The organism is Nocardiopsis sp. M1B1 (assembly GCF_052466615.1).
The window spans coordinates 5,822,449-5,841,297 of record NZ_CP196194.1; the positions used below are offsets into that span (position 1 = coordinate 5,822,449).

14 protein-coding genes are annotated in these 18,849 nt (G+C 72.8%); 4 read left to right on the forward strand and 10 right to left on the reverse strand.

The annotated features are described in order from the left end of the window. Positions 1-33: 33 nt before the first annotated feature. Together glpD and ACSTA4_RS25215 are read right to left on the reverse strand one after the other, a co-directional pair. Entirely contained in the window at positions 34-1,755 is a 1,722-nt protein-coding gene (gene glpD / locus ACSTA4_RS25210; RefSeq protein WP_444961268.1) for a glycerol-3-phosphate dehydrogenase, read from the reverse strand. Positions 1,756-1,920: 165 nt separating this feature from the next. Further along, positions 1,921-3,450: an MFS transporter gene (locus ACSTA4_RS25215; RefSeq protein WP_444961269.1), complete on the reverse strand. Its 1,530-nt coding sequence runs from the start codon at positions 3,448-3,450 to the stop codon at positions 1,921-1,923. A 109-nt stretch (positions 3,451-3,559) separates the two neighbouring features. Between ACSTA4_RS25215 and ACSTA4_RS25220 the strand changes: the two genes are divergently transcribed. Further along, positions 3,560-4,072 (forward strand): MarR family winged helix-turn-helix transcriptional regulator, encoded by a 513-nt coding sequence (locus ACSTA4_RS25220; protein ID WP_444961270.1) that lies wholly within the window; start codon positions 3,560-3,562, stop codon positions 4,070-4,072. 206 nt (positions 4,073-4,278) lie between these two features. Here the strand turns inward: ACSTA4_RS25220 and ACSTA4_RS25225 are convergent, their stop codons facing one another. The 6 genes from ACSTA4_RS25225 to groES form a co-directional block, all read right to left on the reverse strand. Continuing rightward, the gene (locus tag ACSTA4_RS25225; protein WP_444961271.1) at positions 4,279-5,148 is read right to left on the reverse strand and encodes a lytic transglycosylase domain-containing protein; all 870 of its coding nucleotides are present in this window, start codon (positions 5,146-5,148) and stop codon (positions 4,279-4,281) included. A 192-nt stretch (positions 5,149-5,340) separates the two neighbouring features. Continuing rightward, on the reverse strand, positions 5,341-6,444 hold the full coding sequence (locus ACSTA4_RS25230) for a GuaB3 family IMP dehydrogenase-related protein (protein ID WP_047868966.1): 1,104 nt from the start codon (positions 6,442-6,444) through the stop codon (positions 5,341-5,343). A gap of 120 nt (positions 6,445-6,564) precedes the next feature. After that, complete coding sequence (guaB, locus tag ACSTA4_RS25235) at positions 6,565-8,061, reverse strand: IMP dehydrogenase (RefSeq protein ID WP_444961272.1); 1,497 nt, start codon at positions 8,059-8,061, stop codon at positions 6,565-6,567. Between the two features lie 804 nt (positions 8,062-8,865). Further along, entirely contained in the window at positions 8,866-9,462 is a 597-nt protein-coding gene (locus ACSTA4_RS25240; protein ID WP_013155028.1) for a sigma-70 family RNA polymerase sigma factor, read from the reverse strand. 217 nt (positions 9,463-9,679) lie between these two features. Then, the gene (gene groL / locus ACSTA4_RS25245; RefSeq protein WP_248772062.1) at positions 9,680-11,290 is read right to left on the reverse strand and encodes a chaperonin GroEL; all 1,611 of its coding nucleotides are present in this window, start codon (positions 11,288-11,290) and stop codon (positions 9,680-9,682) included. Positions 11,291-11,405: 115 nt separating this feature from the next. Further along, positions 11,406-11,717 (reverse strand): co-chaperone GroES, encoded by a 312-nt coding sequence (groES, locus tag ACSTA4_RS25250; RefSeq protein WP_013155030.1) that lies wholly within the window; start codon positions 11,715-11,717, stop codon positions 11,406-11,408. A gap of 263 nt (positions 11,718-11,980) precedes the next feature. On the opposite strand from groES, the gene ACSTA4_RS25255 reads away from it, so the two are divergent. The 3 genes from ACSTA4_RS25255 (at position 11,981) to ACSTA4_RS25265 (ending at position 16,793) form a co-directional block, all read left to right on the forward strand. After that, positions 11,981-13,285: a THUMP-like domain-containing protein gene (locus tag ACSTA4_RS25255; RefSeq protein ID WP_444961273.1), complete on the forward strand. Its 1,305-nt coding sequence runs from the start codon at positions 11,981-11,983 to the stop codon at positions 13,283-13,285. Between the two features lie 26 nt (positions 13,286-13,311). Further along, positions 13,312-14,043, forward strand: a complete 732-nt coding sequence (locus ACSTA4_RS25260) for an alpha/beta fold hydrolase (RefSeq protein WP_444961274.1) — start codon at positions 13,312-13,314, stop codon at positions 14,041-14,043. Positions 14,044-14,555: 512 nt separating this feature from the next. Further along, entirely contained in the window at positions 14,556-16,793 is a 2,238-nt protein-coding gene (locus ACSTA4_RS25265; RefSeq protein WP_444961275.1) for a hypothetical protein, read from the forward strand. Positions 16,794-16,955: 162 nt separating this feature from the next. Here ACSTA4_RS25265 and ACSTA4_RS25270 read toward each other — a convergent pair whose 3' ends face one another. After that, complete coding sequence (locus ACSTA4_RS25270) at positions 16,956-17,735, reverse strand: hypothetical protein (protein ID WP_444961276.1); 780 nt, start codon at positions 17,733-17,735, stop codon at positions 16,956-16,958. A gap of 107 nt (positions 17,736-17,842) precedes the next feature. Next, on the reverse strand, positions 17,843-18,811 hold the full coding sequence (locus ACSTA4_RS25275) for a zinc-binding dehydrogenase (protein ID WP_444961277.1): 969 nt from the start codon (positions 18,809-18,811) through the stop codon (positions 17,843-17,845). Between the last annotated feature and the right edge of the window lie 38 nt (positions 18,812-18,849).

The window sequence follows — 18,849 nt, forward strand, 5'->3', positions numbered from 1 at the left end:
CGCTCCCCCGGGTGCGCCGCCCGCGCCCCGCGCTCAGGGCCGCGTGATGTTGGCCTCCGGGACGATCTCCGGGGCGCCGTGCTGGATCGCGTCCGCCTCCTGGTCGGTGTCCTGCTCCTGCGCCGCGCGCTCGGCCTCGATGCCCTTGCGGTAGTACTCGACCTCCCGCCCGACCTGCTCCTCGCTCCAGTCCAGGGGGCCGGCGAGCAGTTCGGCGGCCTCCTCGGCGGCGGCGATGCCCCGGTCCCAGGTCTCGAAGGAGATCCGGGTGCGCCGGGACAGGACGTCCTCCAGGTGGCGGGCGCCCTCGGCCTCGGCCGCGTAGACGATCTCGGCGCGCAGGTAGTCCTCGGCGTGCGCGAGCGGTCGGCCGAGGTCGGGGCGCTCCCGGACCAGGTCGAGCAGGTCGTGGACCGAGGAGCCGTAGCGGCGCAGCAGGTGGGTGACGCGGGAGACGTGCAGCCCCGAGTTCCGGGCCAGCCGGTGGCGCTGGTTGTACAGCGCCCAGTAGCCGTCCGCGCCCACCAGGGGCAGCCGGTCGGTGACCGAGGCCGGGATCCCGTTGCCCAGGCCGTGCGCGACCGCGTCCACCGCGTCCTTGGCCATCACGCGGTAGGTCGTGTACTTGCCCCCGGCGATGAGGACCAGCCCGGGCACGGGGTGGGCCACCGTGTGCTCGCGGGAGAGCTTGGAGGTCTCCTCCGACTCCCCCGTCAGCAGCGGGCGCAGGCCCGCGTACACGCCCTCGACGTCGTCGCGGCCCAGGGGCGTGCGCAGGACCTGGTTGACGTGGTCGAGGACGTAGTCGATGTCGGCCCGGCTCGCCGCGGGGTTCTCCTTGTCCAGGTCCCACGCGGTGTCGGTGGTGCCGATGATCCAGTGGCGGCCCCACGGGATGACGAACAGGACGCTCTTCTCGGTCCGCAGGATCATCCCGGAGGAGGCCTGGATGCGGTCGCGCGGCACCACGAGGTGGATGCCCTTGGACGCGCTGACGTGGATCTGGCCCCGGCCGCCGACCATCTCCTGGATGTCGTCGGTCCACACCCCGGCCGCGTTGACCACCTGGCGGGCGCGGACGCGCCGCTCGCCGCCGCCCTCCAGGTCGGCGACGGTGGCGCCGACGACGTGCTCGCCCTCGCGCAGGAACCCGACCGCCTGGGCGCGGGAGGCGATCTTGGCCCCCAGACCGGCAGCGGTGCGCAGCACGCTGGTGACCAGGCGGGCGTCGTCCACCTGGCAGTCCCAGTACTGGATGGCCCCGGCGAGGGCGCTGCGCTTGAGCGCGGGGAAGACCCGCAGCGCCCCGGACCTGGTCAGGTGGCGGTGCGTAGGCAGTCCGCGGTTGTTGCGCGAGCTCATGGCGAGGGCGTCGTAGAGGGTGACGCCCGCGCCGATGTAGGCGCGCTCCCAGTGGTGGGCGAAGGGGAACAGGAACGGCACCGGGCGGACCAGGTGCGGGGCGATCGTGGTGAGGAGCAGGCCGCGCTCGTGCAGCGCCTCGCGGACCAGCTCGAAGTCGAACTGCTCCAGGTAGCGCAGGCCGCCGTGGATGAGCTTGCTGGACCGGCTGGAGGTGCCCGACGCGAAGTCGCGCGCCTCCACCAGCGCCGTGGACAGCCCGCGCGAGACCGCGTCCAGGGCGATGCCCGCCCCGACGATGCCTCCCCCGACCACGAGGACGTCCAGTTCCTCGTCGGCCATCGACGCGAGCGCCTCGGCGCGCCCCTTCGGTCCCAGCCAGGTGGTAGTCATCGGTCTCCTCCGTCTCGATGGGTCTCCTCCCAGGCGCATACCCGCCCCGGGCCCCTGTCCATCCGGGAGGGCCCCAGGCTAACCGGGGGCGCTGATCACACCGGGTGTCCGGCACCGGCGTGTCCCGGGGAGTTCGGACGGGGCGGGCCGGGGGCGGGAGGCGGTTCACCTCCTGGGCAGGGCCAGGGCGAGGAGGGCGGCGGCCGCGGTGACCAGCCCTCCGACCAGGGCGGCGGCGCCCAGGCCGGCGGCGCCGGTCCCGGAGGCCGCGTCGGCGACCGCGACCAGCGCGGCCAGCCCGACCGCTCCGCCGATCTGCTGGGAGGTGGACACCGCGGACGAGCCCACGCCCTGTTCGGCGTCGTCCACGGCCGCCCCGGCGGCGGCGAACACGATCGGGTAGACGGTACCGGCGGTGACGCCGAGCAGGACGACGGCCGGGAGCATCGCCCAGTAGGAGTCGGCCGCGACGGCGGCGGCGAAGAGCACGGCGGTGAGGCCGACCCCGGCGGTGCCAGCGAACAGGGCGCGGCGCACGCCCCAGCGGTTGAGCAGCGGGGGCAGCAGCAGGGCGGAGCCGAGCATGGCCGCGACGCCCTGCGGCAGGAAACCGAGTCCGGCCGCGAGCGGGCTCAGGTCCAGGATGGTCTGGACGTGGGTGGTGTAGACGTAGTGCAGCGTGTTGACCGCGCCCATGAGCACGAAGATCAGCGCCATGGTGACCAGCAGGGGCCTGTTGGCGAGCAGGCGGGGAGGCAGCAGCGGGTCGGCGGAGCGGCGTTCGACCAGGAGCAGGGCGCCCAGGGCCAGGAGGCCGAGCAGGACGGCCCCGGTGCTCTGCCACGAGGCCCAGCCGACGCTCTGGCCCTGGGAGATGCCGAGGACCAGCAGGAGCGATCCGGCGGTGACCGCCACCGCGCCGGGAGCGTCGAACCCGGTCAGGCTGGGGCGGCGGCCGTCGGCGGGCAGGGCGCGGGGCGCCAGGAGGGCGACGGCGAGCAGGAGCGGGACCAGCGCCCAGAACACCGAGGGCCAGCCGAAGGCGCTGGTGAGGACACCGCCGACGGCGCCGCCCGCGAGGGCGCCGAAGGCCCCGGCGGTTCCCCACACGGCCATGGCGCGGACGCGTTCGGGTCCGGCGGGGAAGACGGAGCCGACCAGGGCGAGGGTGGCGGGGAAGAGCGCGGCGGCGCCGAGGCCCTGGGCCGCGCGTGCGGCGACCAGCGCCGCGGGGTTCCAGGCCAGGGCGCCGACGACGGAGGCCGCGCCCATGAGCACGGCTCCGGCGACGAGCACGCGGCGGGCGCCGAGGCGGTCCACCGCCCTGCCGCCGAGGAGCAGGAACCCGCCGTAGCCGAGGGCGAAGGCGTTGACCACCCACTGGAGCGAGGCCGGGGTGAAGCCGAGCGCGGCGCCGATCTCGGGCAGGGCGATGTAGACGATGTTGAAGTCGACCGAGAGGGCGAAGTGGGCCGTCGCCAGGAGGGCGAGCGCGAGCAGGCCCCGGCCCCGCGGGGACGGGGGCGCGGCGGAGGGGGACGGCGCCGTGGGTGTGCCCGGGGCGGCGGCGGGCGCGGGGGTGGCCTGAGAGGCAGCGGCATCGGGCGTGGCCCGGGGGTCCGTGGGCTCGGGTGTGGTTCTTGGAGCGGTGGGCTCGGGGATGGCTCGTGGGGCGGCGGGGTCGGTGGAGGACATGGGTTCACTCTCTCCGTGGGGCCGAATTTAGTTCAGCGCTGAAATGTTCAGCACGATAGTAAGTCCATTTACTTCAGTGCGCAACATTCCAGCGTGGTAATATCTGCGCATGAGTGGACACGAGTGCCTCGACAACGCCGAGGAGCGCACCTGGGACGCCGCCACGCTGGCCTTCCGCCTGCTGGACCAGCGCGTGGAGCAGGACCTTCAAGAGGAAGTCGACCTGCCCCTGACCTACTACGAGCTGCTCGTGCTTCTGTCCAAGGCCGACCACCGGTCGCTGCGGATGAGCGATCTGGCCGAGCTCACCCACACCCGGCCCAGCCGCGTCTCGCACGCGGTCAGGAAGCTCTCCGAGGCCGGTCTGGTGGAGCGCGTGCACTGCGAGCAGGACCGCCGCAGCTGGTTCGCCGTGCTCACCGACGCGGGACAGGAGATGCTCAACGAGGCGGGCGCGCGGCACGTGCGGAGCATGCGGGACAACCTGTTCGACGTGCTCAGCCCGCGGCAGCAGGCGCAGCTGCTCGACATCGGCCGGACCCTGCTCGGCCACCTCGCCCCGGAGAGCGCCCTGGCCAGGGAGAAGGCCCCCACGCGCCAGGAGGTTCGCGCGCAGGGCTGACGGGGGCGGACCGGGGGTCCCCCCGAATTCCAGGAGACCACGGCGACCGCCCCCGCGCACAGCCCGTTACGCCGCCTGTGGACAACTCCCGGGGCGTCGGAGTGCCCCCCGCTGCGGACCGGAGGCGGCCAGCCCGTCGGGACCGGCCGCCCGGTCAGGCCGTCTGGCCAGCACGCGAGAAGCGGCCACCTGGTCAAACTGCCCGGTCAGGCCGCGTCGGCGTAGGCGTGCGCGTAGGCCAGGACGTCGGCGACGTACTCGTCGGACTGGTTGTACTCCAGGATCGCCGCCTCCCACTCCGCGGCGACGGTCAGGTCGCGGTCCTCCGCGCACAGGTACCGGGCCGCGGCGAGCGCGGCGTCGTCGATGTTGTGCGGGTCGGGGTCGTTTCCGGACGGGGAGTCGCCCCAGCGCTCCCAGGTGCGCGGGATGAACTGCATCGGGCCGATCGCCCGGTCCCACTCGGTGTCGCCGTCGTAGCGGCCGCCGTCGGTGTCCGGGATGGCCCGGGTCCGGTTGGTGCCGTCCAGCGGGATGCCGATGATGTCGACGGTGGTGTTGCCGTCGTCGCCGATCTCGCCCCCGGCGTAGGTGCCGTGGTGCGACTCGATGTAGCCGATCCCGGCCAGGGTGGGCCAGGACAGCTGGCAGGAGGGCTGGTCCCGGGCGACCGTCAGCTGCGCGCCCGCGTACCCCTCCAGGGCCCGGCGCGGGATGCCGGTCGCCTCCGACACCTGGTCGAGCCACTCGGCGCTGGGGCGCTCCTCGACGGCGGGGGTCTGGCGCTCGTCGGCGCCCGCCTCCTCGGGGGCGGGATCGCCCTCCTCCGGGGCCACGTCCGCGGGCTCCGGCGGACCGGTGAGCTCGTCGTGGGGCGGGGTCTGGATCGTGCCCGCCGGGGGCTCGACGCCCGAGGCGCTGGGCGGCGGCCACTCGTTGAACGCGTCGGAGATCCGGTTGACCAGGACGACCACTCCACCGGTCAGCAGCAGGCACACCGCCAGCGTCACGCAGACGGCGACCAGCGGGCCACGACTCCGGCGCCCCTCGGCCCCGGACGCGCGTCGTTCACCCATGGGCTCTCCACATCGTCAAGGAAACGTCAATTCCACATCACGCCGGAACCAAAGTACGCGACCGGCGACGCCCCGCGCCCGGCGCCCTCGGGCACGGGGGTCTCCGCGCGGCGGGGCCGCGCACGCGAAGGGCCGCGCCGGCCGGGGCCGACGCGGCCCTTTCAGGTCCGTGTCCTGGGCGAACACACCCCTCTAGTGCGGGTTGACCACGACCTCGACCCGCTGGAACTCCTTGAGGTCGGTGTAGCCGGAGGTGGCCATCGTGCGACGAAGAGCACCCATGAGGTTCATGGAACCGTCGCTGGTGGAGGCCGGGCCGTGCAGGATCGACTTCAGGTCGCCGATCGTGCCGACGTGGAGGCGCTCGCCGCGCGGCAGCTCGTTGTGGTGCGCCTCGCTGCCCCAGTGGTAGCCGCCGCCGGGCGCCTCGGTGGCGCGCGCGAGCGGGGAGCCCACCATGACCGCGTCGGCGCCGCAGGCCAGGGCCTTGGCGATGTCGCCGCTGCCGGTCATGCCGCCGTCTGCGATGACGTGCACGTACCGGCCGCCGGACTCGTCCAGGTAGTCGCGGCGGGCCGCGGCCACGTCGCCGATGGCGCTGGCCATCGGCACGGCCACGCCCAGCACGGAGCGGGTGGTGTGGCCCGAGCCGCCGCCGAAGCCGACCAGCACGCCCGCGGCGCCGGTGCGCATCAGGTGCAGCGCCGCCGTGTAGGTGGCGCAGCCGCCGACCACGACCGGCACGTCCAGCTCGTGGATGAACTGCTTGAGGTTGAGCGGCTCGGCGCGGCCGGACACGTGCTCGGCCGACACCGTGGTGCCGCGGATCACGAAGATGTCCACGCCCGCGTCCACGACCGCCTTGTGGTACTGGGCGGTGCGCTGCGGCGACAGCCGGGCGGCGGTGACCAGGCCCGCGTCGCGGATCTCCTCGATCCGGCGGCCGATCAGCTCCTCCTGGATGGGCGCCGCGTAGATCTCCTGGAGCCGCTGGGTGGCGGCGACGTCGTCGAGCTCGCGGATCTCCTGGAGCAGCGGCTCCGGGTCCTCGTAGCGGGTCCAGAGCCCTTCGAGGTCGAGCACGCCGAGGCCGCCCTGCTCGCCCACGGCCACGACGGTCCGGGGCGAGGACACGCTGTCCATGGGGCTGACCACGAGCGGAGTCTCGAACCGGTAGGCGTCGATCTGCCAGGCGATGGACACCTCCTCCGGGTCCCGCGTCCGCCGGGCGGGCACGATCCCGATCTCGTCGAGCTCATAGGCCCGGCGTCCGTTCTTGCCCAGCCCGATCTCCACCTGAGCCAACGTTTCGATCCCCTCTGACGTGCCTCGCCGGACGGTCTACCGGCGCGTTTCCTGCCGCCGTGAGTCTATCGACCCCGAAGGCGGGCGGCGCCGGGCCGCCCGGCCACCGCGTCAGCGGGCGTTGTAGTTGGGCGCCTCGACCGTCATCTTGATGTCGTGCGGGTGGCTCTCGCGCAGACCGGCGCTGGTGATGCGCATCAGCTGGCCGCGCTCGCGCAGCTCGGACACCGTGCGGGTCCCGGCGTACCACATGGACTGGTGCAGACCGCCGACGAGCTGGTGGGCGACCGCCTGGAGCGGGCCGCGGAAGGGCACCTGGCCCTCGATGCCCTCGGGGACCAGCTTGTCCTCGGTGGCCACGTCGGCCTGCGCGTAGCGGTCCTTGGAGAAGGAGCGGCCGCGCATGGCGCCGAGCGAGCCCATGCCGCGGTAGGCCTTGAACTGCTTGCCGTTGATGAAGATCAGCTCGCCGGGGCTCTCCTCCACGCCCGCGAGCAGGCTGCCGAGCATTACGGTGCTGGCCCCGGCCGCGATGGCCTTGGCGATCTCGCCGGAGTACTGGAGCCCGCCGTCGGCGATGAGCGGGACGCCCGCCGGGCCGCACGCCTTGGCGGCCTCCAGGATGGCGGTGAGCTGCGGTGCGCCCACACCGGCCACGACCCGCGTGGTGCAGATGGAGCCCGGGCCCACGCCGACCTTGACGGCGTCGGCTCCGGCGTCGATGAGCAGCTGCGCCCCGGCGCGGGTGGCGACGTTGCCCGCGACGATGTCGGCACGCGAGTTGGCCTTGAGCTTGGCGATCATGTCCGCGAGCCCCGAGGAGTGACCGTGGGCGGTGTCCACGACGATGAAGTCGACACCCGCCTCCACGAGCCGCTTGGCGCGCTCCTCGGCCTCGGCGCCCACGCCCACGGCGCCGCCGACGACGAGGCGGCCGTCGGCGTCCTTGGTGGCGTCGGGGTACTGCTCGCTCTTGATGAAGTCCTTGACGGTGATCAGGCCGCGCAGCCGGTTCTGGCCGTCGACCAGCGGCAGCTTCTCGACCTTGTGCCTGCGCAGCAGGTCGAAGGCCTGCTCACGGCTGACGCCGACGGGAGCGGTGACCAGGTTCTCCGTGGTCATCACGTCGCGGACCAGGCGGTCGCGGTCGCTCTCGAAGCGCATGTCCCGGTTGGTGACGATGCCGACCAGGGTCCCGGCGCCGTCGGTGACGGGCACGCCGGAGATCCGGTAGTGGGCGCACAGGCGCTCCACTTCGGCGAGGGTGTCCTCGGGCTGACAGGTGACCGGGTCGGTGACCATGCCCGCCTCGGAGCGCTTGACCAGGTCGACCTGGCTGGCCTGGTCCTCGACGGAGAGGTTGCGGTGCAGGACGCCCGCGCCGCCCTGGCGGGCCATCGCCACGGCCATGCGGGCCTCGGTGACGGTGTCCATCGCCGCGGAGAGCAGCGGGATGCGCAGCGTGAGGTTGCGGGACAGGCGGGTGGTGGTGTCGACCTCGCCCGGCTGGAGGTCGGAGTAGGCCGGGACCAGCAGGACGTCGTCGTAGGTCAGCCCGGGGGGAAGGAGTTTGTCCCCGTAGTCGCTGTACTCCTGGCTCTGGCCCATGACACAACCTCCGCTTTCCCGGCACACCTGCGCGGTCTCGCCCTCGCGTGTCGTCTCATCCTAGGTCGTGGTCCCGTGCGCCCCCGGTGGAACGGGGTGTTTGACCCGTCACCCCGGGCCGAAAGTGACCAGCCTCACGGTTTGCGCGCCCCCTCCGCGTTCCCGCTCCGCACGCGGGACCCCCTGCGGCCCAGGGGTTCCGGGGTCCTCCCCCGCTCCTGCCGTCCCCAGGAGAGGGGGGACGGTGGTCGGAGCCGTTCCGAGCCGTCGCCGCGGCCCCGGGGGCGGTCGCCGCACACCGGGTCACACGAGGTGGTCACCCCATGACCCGATCCGCGGCACGCGCCTCGGGAAACGGGCAGTCCTGGGGTCTGTTTTTGAACCGGTCTCGGCTCGTGGGGGGTTGGTTCGGGCGCCCACGGGGTTCTGGAGGTAGCGGAGGCGGGTTCCCGTGAGGGAACCGCGCCGTAGGCGTCGTTTGAGGGTGGTGGTGGGCGACGGGTGGGCACGAGCGAACCCGTCGTAGGCGCCGCTGTGCCTGCTTCAACCCGATTCCCGTTCTCCGGGCGCCCGAACAAGGAAGACACCGCGCCGCAGGCGGCCGTTGAGGGCGGTAGCCCGTCCCGACGCGCAGCGTCCCCGACGGGCGATGGCGGGCGACGGGTGGGCCGAAGCGGAGCGGAGGTCCAAAAAAACACTGCCTAGGGGCGGAGGTAGCCCGACGGCCCGAGGGCGCGGCAGTACCCGCGCACGCGGGGGCGGTCGGGGCACCGGCGGCGTCCGGGCCGGGGGCGTCCGGAGTGCTCAGGGGACGAGGCGGTTCGCCACGGCCACCTGCCGAAGCCGAGCAATAGCTCGGTGCTGGGCAACCCGTACCGCTCCCGCCGACATTCCAAGGACATGTCCCGTCTCATCCGCCGTAAGTCCTGCGATCACCCTCATGACCAGCAGTTTGCGCTGTTGTTCGGGCAGCTCGTCGAGAAGCTCCCGGGCCCGTTGGGCCTCGATCACCCGCACGGCCGACTCCTCGGGCCCCGGGCCCTCGTCGGGGCGCTCGGGCACGGAGTCGGTGGGCACCGTCTCGACCCTGCCCGCGCCGCGCAGGGTGTCGGCCACCTTGTGGGCCGCTATGCCGAACACGAAGGCCGCGAAGGGGCGGCCGCGGTCCTGGTAGCGCGGTATCGCCGAGAGCAGGGCGATGCACACCTCCTGGGCCACGTCGTCGGAGTAGTGGGCCAGCCCCGAGACCCGGGCCAGGCGGGCACGGCAGTACCTGACCACCATGGGGCGGACCTCGCGCAGCAGCGAGTCCATCGCCCCGTCGTCCCCCCGGACCGCCAGCGATCCCAGATGGTTCAACCCCGTGTGGTCCCGCTGCCCCCGGGCGCCTGCATCCGTCACCGTCACGCTAGGAATGATGCCCCCACCGCCGGACTGAACCACTCGGATCGGCAACTACAGAATGGTCACGTTTCGGGAAAATCACCCGAAAACATCTGCGCCGCCGGGGGAAACCTGTGACGTGCGTGATAGTGAGCGGGGGGCGGAGCAAGCGCTCCGCCCCCCGAAGGCCCTCGGCACCGCGGGCCCTGACGGCCCGGGCGCCGGGCCACCGTCCCTAGTGGCTGTGGCCGTGCCCGTCGTCCTCTTCGTCCTCGGGCTTGTCCGCCACCAGAACCTCGGTGGTCAGCAGCATGCCCGCGATGGAGGCGGCGTTCTGCACGGCGGAGCGGGACACCTTGACCGGGTCGAGGATGCCCTGCGAGGTCAGGTCGCCGTAGGTGCCGGTCGCGGCGTTGTAGCCGTGGCCGACCTCCAGCTCCGACACGCGGTGGGTGACCACGTAGCCCTCGGCGCCCGCGTTCTCCGCGATCCACCGGGCGGGCTCGACCAGGGCGCGGCGCACGATCGCCACACCGGTGGCCTCGTCGCCCTCCAGGCCGAGGTCGGCCGAGTCCAGCGCCTTGGAGGCGTGCACCAGGGAGGCGCCGCCACCGGCGACGATGCCCTCCTCGATGGCCGCGCGGGTCGCCGAGATGGCGTCCTCCAGGCGGTGCTTCTTCTCCTTGAGCTCCACCTCGGTGGCGGCGCCCACCCGCAGGACGGAGACGCCGCCCGCGAGCTTGGCCAGACGCTCCTGGAGCTTCTCGCGGTCCCAGTCGGAGTCGCTCGCCTCGATCTCCTTGCGGATCTGGCGGACGCGGTCCTCGACCTCGGACTGCTCCCCGGCGCCGTCCACGATGGTGGTGGCGTCCTTGGTGATCGTGACGCGGCGGGCGCCGCCCAGCGCGTCGAGGTCCACGTTCTCCAGGGTCAGGCCGACCTCCTCGGCGACGACCTGGCCGCCGGTGAGGACCGCGATGTCCTGGAGCATGGCCTTGCGGCGCTCGCCGAAGCCGGGCGCCTTGACCGCGGCGACGTTGAGGGTGCCGCGGATCTTGTTGAGCACCAGGGCGCCCAGCGCGTCACCGTCGATGTCCTCGGCGATGATGAGCAGGGGCTTCTTGCTCTGGACGACCTTCTCCAGCACGGGCAGCAGGTCGTTGAGGCTGCTGATCTTGCCCTGGTTGATCAGGATCAGCGCGTCCTCCAGCACCGCCTCCTGGCGGTCGCCGTCGGTGACGAAGTAGGGCGAGACGTAGCCCTTGTCGAACTGGAGGCCCTCGGTGAAGTCCAGGTCCAGACCGAAGGTCGGGGCCTCCTCCACCGTGATGACGCCGTCCTTGCCGACCTTGTCGAACGCCTCGGCGATCAGGTCGCCGATCTGGGCGTCCTGGGCGGAGTTGGTGGCGACGTAGGCGATGTCCGCGCGCTCCTCGACGGGGCGGGCGCGCTCCAGGAGGATCTCCGACACCTTGGCGGCGGCGGCGTCGATGCCCTTCTTCAGGGACATCGGGGAGGCGCCGGCGGCCACGCTGCGCAGACCCTCGCGGACGAGGGCCTGGGCCAGGACGGTCGCGGTGGTGGTGCCGTCACCGGCCGCGTCGTTGGTCTTGGTGGCGACCTCCTTGACCAGCTGGGCGCCCAGGTTCTCGTAGGGGTCGTCCAGCTCGACCTCACGGGCGACGGTCACGCCGTCGTTCGTGATGGTGGGGGCGCCGAACTTCTTGTCGATGACGACGTTGCGACCGCGCGGGCCGAGCGTCACCTTGACGGCGTTGGCGAGGCGGTCGACGCCCCGCTCGAGGGCGCGACGGGCGTCGTCCTCGAACTCCAGGATCTTCGGCATGTGGGTGCTTCCTCTTCAGGCCGGTCGAAAGAGAGCATCCCGCCCGCCCGGCTGTGCGCCGACCGGTGCGGGATGCGGATGGCTCCGGGCCCGTTGGAGCGGGCCCCGCGGAGGCCTACTTCTCGACGACGGCGAGAAGGTCGCGGGCGGAGAGCACCAGGTACTCCTCGCCGTCGTACTTGACCTCGGTGCCGCCGTACTTGCTGTACAGGACGACGTCGCCGACCTTCACGTCCAGCGGGATGCGGTTCTCGCCCTCGTCGTCCCAGCGGCCCGGGCCCACGGCCAGGACCTCGCCCTCCTGGGGCTTCTCCTTGGCGGTGTCCGGGATGACCAGACCGGAAGCGGTGGTCTGCTCGGCCTCCAGCGTCCGGACCACGACGCGGTCCTCGAGCGGCTTCAGCACGGTCTTGGTGGCGGTCGACACGGTGTGACCTCCCCCTTCAAGGTTTCGGTGTACTGATCTCGGCCCGCACTGGTGCACGGACCGACTGCGAAAAAGGGGCGACCACGGCGGCCTGTCGTCGCGGGTGCCAGACCGGCCTCGTCGCGGTTAGCACTCTACCCCCGAGAGTGCCAGAATGGAAATGTGACCGTGACCCCCGGTCGGGAAGTTCCGCGAGGGGCTTCCCCGCCGGGGCGGGGCGCGGTCGCGTCAGCACACCGCTCCTTCGACGCCGGGGGGAACCCATGCGCCTGGCCGCCTTCGAGGCCCTGCTCACCGACGCGGGCCGGGAGGTCCTGGCGGGGGTGGACCCGAAGGCCGCCGCCGGGGACCAGCTCGCCGCGGCCTCGCTGCTGCGCGGTGACCCGCGCGTGGCCGCCCTCGACCCCGGTCTACCCGTCTCCGAGCTGGTAAACGCCGTCCTGACCCAGGTCTCCCTGCGCGAACGCGGGCGGGCCAAGTTCGGCGAACTCGCGCGGCGGATGTTCTTCACGCCCAACGGGCTGGAGCAGTCCACCCGGCGCGCGGTGGCCGACTACCGCGCGGAGCGCATGGCCGGGGCGTCCGGACCGGCCGGACCGTCGGGATGGAGTCCGGACGGCGCCACCGCGGGCGACCTGTGCTGCGGGGTCGGCGCGGACCTGCTGGCCCTGGCCGCGCGCGGCGTCGCGGTCGAGGGCGTGGACGCCGATCCCCTCACGGTCGCGGTGGCCCGCGCCAACATCGCGGCCCTGGGCCTGTCCGGGCTGGCCCGGGTCCGCGAGGGCGACGCCTCCGCGACCGCGCCCGGCCGGTACCCGCTGCTGTTCTGCGACCCCGCCCGGCGGGGCGGGCGCGGCCGGGTGTTCGACCCCTCGGCCTACTCCCCGCCGTGGGACACGGCCGTGGACCTGGCCGAGGGGGCGGAGGCGGCCTGCCTCAAGGCCGCGCCGGGCATCCCGCACGAGGCGCTGCCCGGGGACGCGGCGGCCGAGTGGATCTCGGTGGACGGGGAGCTGAAGGAGACCGCCCTGTGGTTCGGCGCGCTGGCCGACGGGCCGCGGCGCCGGGCGACGGTGCTGCACGAGCGCGAGGGGCTGCTCGCCCGCGAGGGCGCGGTGGCGCACCTGGACGCCGACCCCGGCCTGGGCCCGGCGCCGGTGGCGGCGGCCCGGCGCTACCTGTACGACCCGGACCCGGCCGTGGTGCGCTCGCATCTGGTGGCGGAGGCGGCGGCGCGGGTGGACGGCGCACTGCTGGACGAGCGGATCGCGTACTTCACGGCGGACAGGGCGGTGCTCTCGCCGCTGTGGCGGGTGCTGGAGGTGGTGGAGGTGCTGCCGTTCTCGCTGAAGCGCCTGCGCTCTGCGGTGCGCGGCCTCGGGGCGGGGACGGTGACCGTCAAGAAGCGGGGCTCCGCGGTGGACACCGAGAAGCTGCGCCGGGACCTGCGCGCCTCGGGCCCGGAGTCGGTGACGGTCGTGCTCACACGGATCGGCGAGCGGCCCTTCTGCCTGCTGTGCCGCGAGGTCGACGCCCCGGCCCTGGAGGACGCCTCGGCCCGGGACTAGGCGTACCGACCATGAAGAATAGGGGCATGTACGTCCTTGAAGCCGGTGACGCACACGCACCCCCGGTCCTGTTGCTGCACGGTGGCGGTGTCGCGGGATGGATGTGGCGCCCCACGCTGGAACGGCTCGGGGACGCGGCCCGCGTGATCGTCCCCGACCTCCCCGGCCACGGGCGCGGCGCGGACGGGGCGTACCGGTCCCACGAAGAGACCGTTCGGACCCTGGTGGGGGTCTTGGAGGAACGCGCACCGCACGGCGCGCTGGTCGCCGGGTTCTCCCTGGGAGCGCAGCTCACGACGCTCCTGGCCGCGACCCGCCCCGACCTGGTCACCGGAGCCGTCGTGGTGAGCGCCCAGGCCCGTCCCCTCCGGTTCCCGGGCGCGACCCTGGGCCTGCTCGCCGTGAGCGCGCCGCTCGCGAGACGACGGTGGTTCGCCCGGATCCAGGCCAAGGAGCTGTTCGTTCCCGAAGCGCTTCTGGAGGACTACCTCCGCGACAGCGCCCGCACGAGCCGCGCGACCCTGCTCGCGAGCGTCGGCGAGAACATCCGCTTCACCCTTCCTCCCGGTTGGTCCGACTTCCCGAACCCGGCGCTGGTGATGGTCGGGGAACGAGAGCGGGGCCTGGTGCGCGCTTCGGCGCGCCTCGTCCACGACGCCCTTCCGGGTTCCCGGCTGGTCTCCGTCCCGGGGTGCGGTCACGGCATCCCCCTGCAACGACCCGACCTGCTCGCCGACGTACTGGCCGACATGGTGTGAACGGCGCGGACCAAGGCCCCGAGTCCCACGGGGTCGGGTGCGCCGCCCCCCGTGTTCGAGTGTCCCTCTCCCCACGACCGGCTCACAAGGGCCCGTTCCCGCCTGTGGACAGGGCCCGTTCCCGCCCGTGGACAACCGTGGACGAGGTGGCTGGAGTGCACACTGGGGCCGCGGATCACGACATCCGGCCAGATCGTTACCTTCCCCACCCAGATCTTTGGCGGTCCCCTGGGGGAGGAGCGGTGCGTGTCGTTAAACTGGCGGCGCGAATTCTTTCCCTTCTCATGGATTCACCCGGAAGGCCGTGATCGTTGACCCGCCCCCCGCGGTTCAGCCGGAGCACGGGCCTTGCCTCACGTGTATACGCTCAGTCACACTCCAGTCACGATGAGGCCGTACTGGTGCAAAAACACCACCCACCCGGGGACCATCGAGAACCCGAGCCGTCCGGAACCCACCGTCCACTCCTCCCGGACGGGTACGGGAGCGCCAGAAAAATAAGGAGCACCTCGGTGGAACAGACCAATCACAACTTCCTCAACGGAGGAGGTCAGGCGGGGATCTCCGACCGCATGCGTGACCTGCTCTCCCAGGCCGCCCAGGAGCACGTCTCCGAGCAGAAGTCGCAGGGCGCCGTCAGCGAGGAGATGCGCCAGCGCCTGGAGGGCATGGAGTGGCTGCTCCGCGAGCTGCGCGAGCGCGAGCTCACCGCCCTCACCGAGTCGGTCGCCACGGTCAACGGCCGCGTCGACGAGTTCCTCGCCCGGCCGCCGGAGTGGGCGGAGACCCTCGCCGAGCACATCGAGGTCGTCGCCCAGCAGGTCAAGCCCCTGTCGGACCTGCCCTCCCTGCGCGCGGACACCCACCGCATCGCCGGTCACCTGGACACCGCGCTCACCCGCCTCCAGCGGATGGCCGAGACGGGCAACCGCACCTCCGAGCAGGCCAACGAGCTGGGCGAGCGCCTGAACGGGCTGGACGAGAGCCTCGACACCCGCCTGAACGGACTCGGCGAGACCCTCGGCGCCCGCCTGGACGGGCTGAGCGAGACGTTCGGCGCCCGCCTGGACGCCCTCGACACCGCGCTGGCCTCCCTGACCGCCAGGACCGAGGCCGTGCAGGCGTCGCTGTCCGCGCTCTCGGAGTCGGCGGAGAGCCGCCACGAGGCCCTCACCGCCGCGGTCGGCGAGAGCCGCACCGAACTGGCCGAGGCGCTCGCCGGCGGACGGACCGAGATCTCCGAGGCCCTGGCCGAGGGCCGCACCGAACTGGCCGAGGCCGTGGCCGCGAGCCGCGAGAGCCTCACCGCCACCGTCAACGAGAGCCGTGAGAGCCTCACCACCGCCGTCAGCGAGAGCCGTGAGGCCCTGGCCGCCGCCGACGCCCGGCTGGGCGAGACCGTCGCGGCCAAGGCCGAGGAGGCCGCCGCCAAGGCCGAGCAGGCCAACGGCGAGCTGCGCACGCTCGTGGAGGAGCGCACCGAGCGCCTGCGCACCTCGATGGAGGAGCGCACCGCCGAACAGCACGAGACGCTGCTGTCGCGCCTCCAGGAGAACACCGGCGAGCTGGGCGAGCGCACCGCCGCCCTGGCCGAGGAGCTGGGCGCCCTGTCCACCTCCTCCACCGAGCGCCACGAGGCCCTCGCCGCCAAGCTGACCGAGAGCGTCGGCTACCTCAGCACCCAGGCCGAGGAGAACAACGCCGAGACCACCGCCGCGGTCGCCGACGTCACCGGCGCGCTCGCCAAGCTCCGCGAGGACCACGAGTCCTCGCTCACCGAGCTGCGCACCCACCTGCGCCAGCGCCTGTCCGAGCTCAACGAGCAGATGGAGCTGGGCCGCACCGAGACCCGGGAGCAGGCGGAGGCCGCCTCCGAGCGCCTGCGCGAGGCGGTGACCGAGCGCACCGACGCCCTGGGCGCCCGCATCGCCGAGGACGCCGAGCGCGTCACCTCCGACTTCGCCGAGCTGCGGACGTTCGTCCAGGAGAGCGGCGACCGGCTCTCCACCGAGTCCGAGGAGCGTTCGCGGACGCTGACCGAGTCGCTCACCGAGCGGGTGGAGGCGCACCGGACGGCTCTGGACGAGCGTCTGGAGCGCCAGCGCGAGGCCCTGACCGGCAAGGTCGACACCCACCTGGCGCAGATCACCGGCAAGGTGGACCATGAGCTGGGCCGCCTCACCGACCGCTTCGACACCTTCGAGGGGCACTTCGAGGGAAGCTTCGAGGGGGTCGAGGGCAAGCTCGACCGCATCGACGGCCGCATGGACGGCGTCAACGGCCGCCTGGACGGCCTGGACGGCCGGGTCAACGGTGTCGAGGGCCAGTTCGAGGGCGTCAGCGGGCACTTCGAGGGCGTGGACGGCCGCATGGAGGCCCTCGACGACCGGTTGGAGGCGCTCAACCAGCGGCTCAACCAGCTGCCGCAGACCATGGAGGTCAGCGAGCTGCACCGCCGCCTGACCGAGCTGGTGGAGCGGCCGCAGCTGGACCACACCGGCAAGCTGGACGAGATCGACGAGCACGTCACCTCGGCCGTGGCGCCGGTGCTGCGCGAGCTGAAGCAGCGCCCGGACCGGCACGAGCTGGAGGAGACCGTCACCGAGGCGGTCGAGAACTCGCACGACGACATCACGAAGCGGTTCGCCTCCCTGGAGGAGACGGTGCTCGCCCTGGCCGAGGCGCTGCTGCGCCCGGGCCGGGACGGCAAGAAGAAGCGCCGCCGCGACGAGGACGAGGACGACGAGTAGCCGGTAGCGCGGGGTCCGCGTAGACGGTCCGCCCGATGGTCGCCCGGTGACCGCGGGGCGGACGCGGACCGGCGGACGGCGAAGGGGCCGGGGCACCTCGGGTGCCCCGGCCCCCGTGTGTCCGGGGCGGGTTCCTCCCGGTGGGAGCGCCCGGACGAGGCCCTACGGGAGGTAGGGGAGGCAGAGGAGAAGGATCGGCACCGCCGGTACGGTCAGGCAGCGGGTGAGGAGCGTCTTGGCTCTCCCGTTACGCATGGACACACTGGCCGCGAAACCGATCAGAAGCAGGACCCACACCGAGAGAGTGGTCACCGTGAGGTAGAAGCCGCCGTTGGTCGGCTGCTCCGCGGAGGAACCCTCCGAGAACATGGAGAAGCCCCCCATGAAGAAGAAGAACGTCCATCCGGCCCAACCGGTGATGAGACCGGCCATCAGGATCGAGGCGGTCTGTGCGACCTGGAGGACGGAGCCGGGACCGGACCGGGGGACGGCTTCGGCGCCGTCGGACCACCTGTCCCCTTCCGCGGTGGTCCGTTTCAGCGACAGTCCGGCGGCCGCGGCGGCGCCGACCACGACGGCTGTCGCGGTCAACACCAGGCCCAGGAGCTCAAGTTCCTCCAGGGGGTAAGCCGATCCGAAGAGCGCCCAGCCCAGGAGGACGACGATCGGGATCGGGGCGCACGTGTAGAGGATCGCGTTCTGGCGGCCCCTCCGTGTCGCCAGGGACAGCCCGGTGGCCACCACCACGGCGGATCCCACGAAAATCGCGGGAAACACCGCGTCCACGAGCTCACGCGTGTGCGGAGGCGGGACGAACACCCACAGTAGCGCTCCGCACAGCCCGTGCAGGGAGACCGACAGGGCGGCGAGGAAGCGCGACACCGGAACGGCCCGGTTCGACCCGTTCCACGGGATGGACGCGGTATGTGGGTTCTCGTACACAGCGGTAGGACCCCGGGGGACTCCGGCGGGTTCACACAGCCGCGGCGCCCCCGGAAGCGGTCCGGAACCCGAGCGGGCCACCAGGTCCCGGACCAGCACACCAGCTGTCAGACGGTGAAGACGATCTTGCCGAACTGCTCGCCCTCGGCCATCGCCCGGAAGCCCTCCTCGGCCCGTGCCAGGGGCAGCACCCGGTCGATCTCGGGCCGGATGCCGGTGCGCACGCACATCCGGGCCAGGGCGGCCAGCTCCTCACGGGTGCCCATGGTGGAGCCCAGGACCCGCAGTTGGAGGAAGAACACCCGGTTGAGTTCGGCCGGAGGCGCGTCGCCGCTGGTCGCGCCGCAGGTGATGACGGCGCCGCCCGGCTTCAGGGAGCGCAGCGAGTGCGCCCACGTGGCCTGGCCGACCGAGTCGAAGACGGCGTCGACCTTCTCCGGCAGGCGCTCGCCGGTGGGCAGCGCCGCGTGCGCGCCCAGGGAGAGGGCCCTGGCCCGCTTCTCCTCGCTGCGGCTGGTGGCGTAGACCCGGTGGCCCACCTGCGACGCCAGCCGGATGAGCGCCCCGGCCACGCCTCCCCCGGCGCCCTGGACGAGTACCGTGGAGCCCGGCCGCAGGTCGGCCTTGCCGAAGAGCATGCTGTAGGCGGTCAGCCACGCGGTGGGCAGGCAGGCGGCCTCCTCGAAGGACAGCTCCTCCGGTTTGGGCACCAGGTTGGCGCGGGGCACCAGGACCTTCTCGGCGAAGGTGCCGTCGTGGATCTCCGAGAGCAGCGACCGGCGGGGGTCGCGCGTCTCGTCCCCTCCCCCGGCGGCCGGGTCGCCGACGACGCCGTGCACGATGACCTCGTTGCCGTCCTCGTCCACCCCGGCCGCGTCGCAGCCGAGGATCATGGGCAGGCGTTCCTTGCTCAGCCCGACGCCGCGCAGGCTCCACAGGTCGTGGTGGTTGAGGGACGCGGCCCTGACGTCGACGGTCGTCCACCCCTCGCGGGGCTCGGGGTCAGGCCGTTCGCCCGCCTCCAGGGCGGAGACGGGGTCGTCGGGCGCGAAGCGTGCTGCGGTGATAGCGAACATACCCCGAAGCCAACCACGGAGACCGAATCCGGTTCCAC

What these genes read in the sequence shown, in the direction of transcription:
- ACSTA4_RS25215 (WP_444961269.1), bottom strand. Translation starts at nt 3,450, where the DNA reads ATGTCCTCCACCGACCCCGCCGCCCCACGAGCCATCCCCGAGCCCACC.
- ACSTA4_RS25220 (WP_444961270.1), top strand. Translation starts at nt 3,560, where the DNA reads ATGAGTGGACACGAGTGCCTCGACAACGCCGAGGAGCGCACCTGGGAC.
- ACSTA4_RS25225 (WP_444961271.1), bottom strand. Translation starts at nt 5,148, where the DNA reads ATGGGTGAACGACGCGCGTCCGGGGCCGAGGGGCGCCGGAGTCGTGGC.
- ACSTA4_RS25255 (WP_444961273.1), top strand. Translation starts at nt 11,981, where the DNA reads ATGCGCCTGGCCGCCTTCGAGGCCCTGCTCACCGACGCGGGCCGGGAG.
- ACSTA4_RS25275 (WP_444961277.1), bottom strand. Translation starts at nt 18,811, where the DNA reads ATGTTCGCTATCACCGCAGCACGCTTCGCGCCCGACGACCCCGTCTCC.
- glpD (WP_444961268.1), bottom strand. Translation starts at nt 1,755, where the DNA reads ATGACTACCACCTGGCTGGGACCGAAGGGGCGCGCCGAGGCGCTCGCG.
- groL (WP_248772062.1), bottom strand. Translation starts at nt 11,290, where the DNA reads ATGCCGAAGATCCTGGAGTTCGAGGACGACGCCCGTCGCGCCCTCGAG.
- ACSTA4_RS25260 (WP_444961274.1), top strand. Translation starts at nt 13,312, where the DNA reads ATGTACGTCCTTGAAGCCGGTGACGCACACGCACCCCCGGTCCTGTTG.
- guaB (WP_444961272.1), bottom strand. Translation starts at nt 8,061, where the DNA reads ATGGGCCAGAGCCAGGAGTACAGCGACTACGGGGACAAACTCCTTCCC.